The 6,031-nt window shown below is 68.8% G+C and carries 7 protein-coding genes; 6 read left to right on the top strand and 1 reads right to left on the bottom strand.

Features of this window, described 5'->3' with window-relative positions; translation table 11 throughout:
* From ACIRA7_RS14170 to fabF, 6 genes are all read left to right on the top strand, one after another.
* Nucleotides 1-907: DUF92 domain-containing protein (locus tag ACIRA7_RS14170; RefSeq protein WP_396221497.1), on the top strand; the 907-nt coding region annotated here is incomplete at its 5' end.
* A 131-nt stretch (nucleotides 908-1,038) separates the two neighbouring features.
* Nucleotides 1,039-2,280, top strand: a complete 1,242-nt coding sequence (locus ACIRA7_RS14165) for an NAD(P)/FAD-dependent oxidoreductase (protein WP_396221496.1) — start codon at nucleotides 1,039-1,041, stop codon at nucleotides 2,278-2,280.
* On the top strand, nucleotides 2,280-2,753 hold the full coding sequence (locus ACIRA7_RS14160) for a flavin reductase family protein (RefSeq protein ID WP_396221495.1): 474 nt from the start codon (nucleotides 2,280-2,282) through the stop codon (nucleotides 2,751-2,753). Before ACIRA7_RS14165 ends, ACIRA7_RS14160 begins: the two co-directional genes overlap by 1 nt.
* A gap of 86 nt (nucleotides 2,754-2,839) precedes the next feature.
* Complete coding sequence (locus tag ACIRA7_RS14155) at nucleotides 2,840-3,508, top strand: methyltransferase domain-containing protein (RefSeq protein WP_396221494.1); 669 nt, start codon at nucleotides 2,840-2,842, stop codon at nucleotides 3,506-3,508.
* Between the two features lie 29 nt (nucleotides 3,509-3,537).
* Nucleotides 3,538-4,047 carry an SRPBCC family protein gene (locus ACIRA7_RS14150; RefSeq protein ID WP_396221499.1) on the top strand — a complete coding sequence of 170 codons (510 nt, stop codon included), beginning with the start codon at nucleotides 3,538-3,540 and terminating at the stop codon, nucleotides 4,045-4,047.
* On the top strand, nucleotides 4,044-5,333 hold the full coding sequence (gene fabF / locus ACIRA7_RS14145) for a beta-ketoacyl-ACP synthase II (protein ID WP_396221493.1): 1,290 nt from the start codon (nucleotides 4,044-4,046) through the stop codon (nucleotides 5,331-5,333). The genes ACIRA7_RS14150 and fabF overlap by 4 nt, the downstream gene beginning before the upstream one ends.
* Before the next feature lie 142 nt (nucleotides 5,334-5,475).
* On the opposite strand, the gene ACIRA7_RS14140 is transcribed toward fabF, so the two are convergent.
* Nucleotides 5,476-6,015, bottom strand: a complete 540-nt coding sequence (locus ACIRA7_RS14140) for an inorganic diphosphatase (RefSeq protein ID WP_396221498.1) — start codon at nucleotides 6,013-6,015, stop codon at nucleotides 5,476-5,478.
* Nucleotides 6,016-6,031: the final 16 nt, after the last annotated feature.

Genomic DNA, 6,031 nt, shown 5'->3' with positions numbered 1-6,031 from the left:
GCCTGCGGCGGCGCGCCGTCCTGATCCGGTCGTCACGCTGATGGATGTCGTGGCGGCACCCGTGCCCGCGTGGTTGAGCGCGCCGGAGCCGACCACCCCCCTGGCGATCGGCCTCGCGACCGTCGTTGCCGCCGCGGCGTGGTATCGGGGGAGTCTACGCCGCAGCGGCGCCGCGTCCGCCATCGTGATCGGCGCGATCGCCCTCCGGGCGGGGTGGGCCTGGGGTGGCTTTCTGATCGTATGGTTCGGGTGGGTCACAATTGGCTCACGGCTGGGGCGCGCCCGCAAGGCCGCGCGCACCGCCGGTGTGGTCGAGAAAGGGGCGCAGCGCGATGCCGTCCAGGTGATGGCCAACGGCGGCGTGTTTGCGCTCGCCGCCGCCCTGACCGTATGGCGGAGCGAGTGGGCCGCCGGAGCAGCGCTGTGGGGCGCGGCGGCACTGGCGGCGGCGGGCGCCGACACGATGGCGACCGAAATCGGCACGTGGATCGGCGGGACGCCGCGCTCGATACGCGACTGGCGCCCGGTCCCCGCGGGTACGTCCGGCGCCGTCAGCGGCGCCGGGAGCGCCGCCATGCTGGGCAGCGCGCTGGCGCTCTCGGCCCTCGCCGTGGCGTTCGGACTCGTGCCGGCGCGTCACGGGTGGGTCGTCGCGGTGGCGGCCGTGTTCGGCGCGGCGGTCGATACGATCGCCGGGGCGCTGGTCCAGCATCGGCGGTGGTGCCCCGTGTGTGAAACCGCCACGGAGCAGGCGCGCCATTCCTGTGGCACCGACACCCGGCACCGGGGCGGTTGGCGATGGCTTGGTAACGACGAGGTGAACCTCGTGTGCACGGCGTCGGCCGCGCTGCTGGCGTGGATACTGGCCTGGATACTGGCGTCGCTACTGACGCGGCCGCCGGCGTAAGACACGGCGAGGGCGGTCGATGCCCGCGGGTGGCCGACGGCTCCGCGCCACCGGGGATCGTCCTCCCCTCCAAAGGAGGCGTTAGCTTTCCACGTGTACCCTCGCCGTCCGATTGCCCCCTTCCGAGCCTCATGTCCGACTACTCACGCGCCTGGCAGGTGATCGTCGTGGGCGGTGGTCCTGCCGGTAGTTCGGCGGCGTGGCACCTGGCCACGGCGGGGCTCGACGTGTGCCTGTTGGATCGCGCGCGATTTCCCCGCGCCAAGCCGTGCGCCGAGTACGTGAGCCCGGAAGCCAGTCGCATTTTGGATGCCATGGGCGCGCTCACGCCGCTCGAACAGGGCGGTGCCGCCTCGCTGACCGGGATGGTGGTGCACGCCCCGTCGGGCGACCGTATCCACGGCGAGTTCGTGGCGCGTCATGGCTTTCGCGGCTTTCGCGATCGCGGTCTGGGCGTCCGTCGCGAGATGCTCGACACACTGCTGCTGGCGCGCGCGCGGGCCGCCGGCGTGTGCGTACTGGAAGACGCGAAAGTGGAGGGGGTGACGCTCGACGCGAGCGGCGCGGTGTGCGGGGTCGAAGTGCGCACGGCGGCCGGCATGCGCACCATGCGCGCGGCGCTGGTGATCGGCGCCGACGGCCTGCGCTCGATCGTGTCGCGTCGGCTGGAGCTCGCCCATCAGTCGCGGTGGCCGCGCCGCGTCGCGCTGGTGGCGCACTATCGCGGTGTGGAGGGGATCGGCACGCTCGGCGAGATGCACGTGACCGCCAACGGCTATGTGGGGCTGGCCGCCGTATCGGGCGGACTCACGAACGTGGCGTTGGTCGTCCCGCGCCGCGCCGCCCAGGGGATGGCCGGCGATCCCACGGCGTTTCTGGAGGCGTGGATCGCGGCGCAGCCGTCGCTGCACCCACGCTTTCGCGCGGCCGTGCGCGAAACGCCGGTACGCGCCACCGGGCCGTTCGCCTCGCATGCCACGCGCGCGTGGGCACCGGGAGCCATGCTCACTGGCGACGCGGCGGATTTCTACGATCCGTTCACCGGCGAGGGCATCTACGCCGCGCTCCGCGGCGGCGAACTGCTGGCCCCGTTCGCGGTTGACGCGGTCCACGCGCGCGACCAGGGCAACGCGCGCGGCATGCGCCACGCCCTGCAGGGCTACGAGCAGGCCCGCAAGCGCACCTTCGCCGGCAAGTGGCGAGTCGAAAAGCTCATTGGAGCCGCCGTGGCCTTTCCGACGTTGATGAATCACGCGGCGCGGGTACTCACGCGCGATCGCGATCTCGCTGACCTGTTGATCGGGGTCACGGGCGACTTCGTCCCGCCATCGGCGGTACTGCGTCCGCGGACCCTGCTCCGTTTCCTTTCCTGATGATCGATCAAGACTTGTTCCGGGCTGTCCTCGGCCGCTTTGCGTCCGGCATTACCGTCATCACCACGCGCGATGCGCAGGGCACACCGCACGGCATGACCGCGAGCGCGTTCTCGTCGCTCAGTCTCGACCCGCCGCTGGTGCTGGTGTGCATCGGCAACGACGCCACGATGGCGCCGGTGATGGCGCAGGCCACAAGCTTCGCGGTGAACGTGCTTGCCGACTCGCAGGAAGCGCTGTCGCGCCGGTTCGCGGGCAAGTTCGACGACCGTTTCGCGGGCATCGGCTATACCGCTGGCGAACTGGGCGACCCGGTGCTCGACGACGTGCTCGCGTCGATGCAGTGCCGGATCGTGGCCCGCCATCCCGCGGGCGATCATGTGATCGTCGTTGGACATGTCGAACAGGGCGCGGCCCGTGATGCGAAGCCGCTGCTCTACTACCGCGGCGGCTACGCGCAGTTGGAACGATAGACTCGCTCCTCACCTCCCTGTTCACGCCGGCGCGTCAACGCGGCCGCGAGATCCTCGACGACCCGGGACAGGATCCCGCGCTCGCCTTGCGCTCGCTGCGCGACGTGGCGCTGGCCAACCGCTTGTTCGGGGGGCGCCGCGCCGTTCTGGCTGAGGTACGGCGGGTGCTGCACGGCGCCCACGCCGCTCGCGCGCAGACCACGGACGGCACGGAGCCACTCACCGTGCTCGACATCGGCACCGGGCTTGGCGACATCCCGCGCGCCGCGCAGCAAATGGCAGCGCGGACGGGGATGCCGCTGACGACGATCGGCGTCGAGCTCGTGCCGGCACTGGCGCGGACAGCGGGCGCGGCGTGTACGTATGCGCTCGCAGCCGACGCCATGGCGCTGCCATTCCCCGACGACAGCATCGACATCGTGACCTGCTCGCAGGTGCTGCACCACTTCGATGGGCCGGAGGCCGATCGCCTGCTGCAGGAATGCACGCGCGTGGCGAAGTCAGCCGTGATCATCGGCGACCTGCGGCGCAGCTGGCTGGCGGTGGCCGGACTGTGGGCGGCCTCGTTCCTGCTGGGCTTTCATCCCGTGAGCCGTCACGACGGGGTGGTGTCGATTCTGCGCGGCTTCACCCCAAGCGAGTTGCAGGCCCTCGTGGCACGCGCCACGGGATGCGCGGTACGCACCCGGCGCGCGCCGGGATTCCGGGTGGTCGCTGTGTGGTCACCCCATCGTGCTTCAAGCGGGCCGGCGTAATGTTTCCCCATCTCCCTTCAGCCGTGACCATGCACCCAAACTACGAACTGGGTCCGCCGCCGGCGGATCAACTGGTGACGCAGATCGACGAGCGGATCGTACGCGCGCCGGTATCGCGCATTTTCGATATCGCCCGCGAGGTCGAGCACTGGCCGGCGTATCTGCCGCACTACCGGTTCGTGCGGTTTCGCCATCGCACCCCCGATAGCGGCGGCCTGGTGGAAATGGCGGCCAATCGCCCGTTCGGGCTGTTCAACTGGCCTACCTGGTGGCTGTCGGAGATGGCGGTGAATCACGAGGTGCCGTGGGTGCGCTTCAAGCACATCGGTGGCGTAACCACGCGTATGGATGTGGAATGGAGTTTCACGCCGGTCGAGGGCGGTACGCTGACGCGCATTGTCCATGTGTGGAACGGCCCGTTGTGGCCGGTGATCGGACGGTTCGCGGCCACGCAGGTGATCGCGCCGGTCTTCGTGCACGGCATCGCGTCCCGCACGCTGGCGGGGCTGGCCGCCGTCGCTGAACGGACGCCCTCATGAACAACACCGCGCACACGCCGTCTACTCCCGAATCCTCGCTGACACGCCGTCGGGTGGCGATCACCGGCATCGGATGTGTCACGCCGATCGGCATCGGCGTCGAGGCGCTCTGGCAGGGACTGCGCGCCGAGCGCTCGGCGGTGGTGCCCGCCACGCGGTTCGATGCGTCGATCTACCGCTCGCAGTGCGCCGCGCAAATCGACGACTTCGACGCCACCAACTGGATCGACGCCAAGCGCGTAAAGCGGCTGGATCGCTTCAGTGAGTTTGCGGTGGTGAGTTCACTGTTGGCCCTCGACGACGGCCAGCTCGATCTGGCCAACGAAGACCGCGACCGCGTGGGCGCCATGATGGGGACGGCGCTGGGCGGGGTGGGCTACGCCGAAGAACAGGCCGCGCGCTTTCTGCACGGCGGACTGCGCGCGGTGGATGCCACGCTCGCCCTCGCCGTGTTCGGCGGCTCGGCCAGCTGCAACATGGCCATCGAGTTCGGGATATCCGGCCCCAACTCCACCAACGCGATGAGCTGCGCGTCGGGCTCGATGGCGATCGGCGAAGCGTTCCGGCAGATCCGCGATGGCTACGCCGATGTGATGCTGGCCGGCGGATCGGAAGCGCCGCTGGCCACGCTCTGCTTCGGCGCGTTCGCCCTCATTCGCGCCATGTCGACGCGCAACGACGATCCGGCGCGCGCATCACGCCCGTTCGACAAGGATCGCGACGGCTTCGTCATGGGCGAGGGCGGCGCGGTGCTGTTGCTGGAGGAATGGTCACACGCCGTGGCGCGCGGTGCGCGCATTTACGCGGAGCTCGGCGGCTACGGCACCACCAACGACGCGCACCACATGACCGCCCCGCGCCCCGATGGCGCCCAGGCCGCGCGCTGCATGCGCAACGCCCTGCGCGATGCCGCGGTGCGCGTGGAGCAGATCGACTACATCAATGCGCACGGCAGCAGCACGCCGCTGAATGATCCCACGGAGACGATGGCGATCAAGCAGGTGTTCGGTGATCACGCGTACCGCGTGCCGGTGTCGAGCACCAAGGGCTACTATGGCCACGCGCTTGGCGCGTCCGGTGCCTTCGAAGCGGCCATCAGCGCGCTTACGATCTCACGCGGCTGGATTCCCCCCACGCTCAACCTCGACACACCCGCCGACGGCTGCGACCTGGACTACGTGCCGCACCACGGACGCGAGCTGCGTCCGACGGTGGTGCTGTCGAACAGTTTCGGGTTCGGTGGGATTAATGCGGCGCTGGTGATGAAGCAGGCTGCGGCGCTGTAAACTGTAGATTGCAAACTGCAAACTCCCTAGGGAGCAGTTGGGAGGGTATCAGGAAAGAGGATGCAGGTAACAGCGCGCGGTTCACCTCTTTCCTGCCCCCTGATACCCTCCCTCCTGCTTCCTAGGGAGTTTTCTGTCGCCATCACTCACCCTTCAGATACACCTCGGCGTACCGCTCGATCGACCGCTGAATCACCTGGAACGCCACCTCGCTCTTCTCCCATCCCTGAATCTCGACGCGCTTGCCTTCGAGATCCTTGTAGATGCCGAAGAAGTGCTCGATCTCCTTCAGGTAGTGCGCCGGCATGTCGGCGATGTCGTAGATGTCGTTGTGATACGGATCGTCGCTGGGTACGGCGAGGATTTTCTCGTCCGGCTCACCCTTGTCCAACATCTTGAGCACGCCGATCGGCCGGCAGGTGATCTGGCAGCCGGGGAACGTGGGCTCGTTGATGCGCACGAGAATGTCGAGCGGATCGTTGTCCTCGTGCAGCGTGCGCGGAATGAAGCCGTAGTCGCCCGGGTAGTGCACGGCGGAATAGAGCACGCGATCGAGCTTGAACTGTCCCGAGTGTTTGTCGAGCTCGTACTTGTTGCGCGAGCCAGCCGGTATTTCGATGATCGCGGTCACGAGCTCCGGCACGTGGGGGCCGGGGGGCAAGTCGCGCCAGGGATTGTGCATGACCGAGAAGATAGAA

Origin of the sequence: Gemmatimonas sp. (genome assembly GCF_044376735.1) — a bacterium.
Taxonomy (GTDB): Bacteria; Gemmatimonadota; Gemmatimonadetes; order Gemmatimonadales; family Gemmatimonadaceae; genus Gemmatimonas.
The sequence above is the reverse complement of the archived record's forward strand: the minus strand, read 5'-3'. Positions and strand labels throughout refer to the sequence as shown.

Coding starts and splice junctions, on each gene's coding strand:
- ACIRA7_RS14165 (WP_396221496.1), top strand. CDS start 1,039: ATGTCCGACTACTCACGCGCCTGGCAGGTGATCGTCGTGGGCGGTGGT.
- ACIRA7_RS14160 (WP_396221495.1), top strand. CDS start 2,280: ATGATCGATCAAGACTTGTTCCGGGCTGTCCTCGGCCGCTTTGCGTCC.
- ACIRA7_RS14150 (WP_396221499.1), top strand. CDS start 3,538: ATGCACCCAAACTACGAACTGGGTCCGCCGCCGGCGGATCAACTGGTG.
- fabF (WP_396221493.1), top strand. CDS start 4,044: ATGAACAACACCGCGCACACGCCGTCTACTCCCGAATCCTCGCTGACA.
- ACIRA7_RS14140 (WP_396221498.1), bottom strand. CDS start 6,015: ATGCACAATCCCTGGCGCGACTTGCCCCCCGGCCCCCACGTGCCGGAG.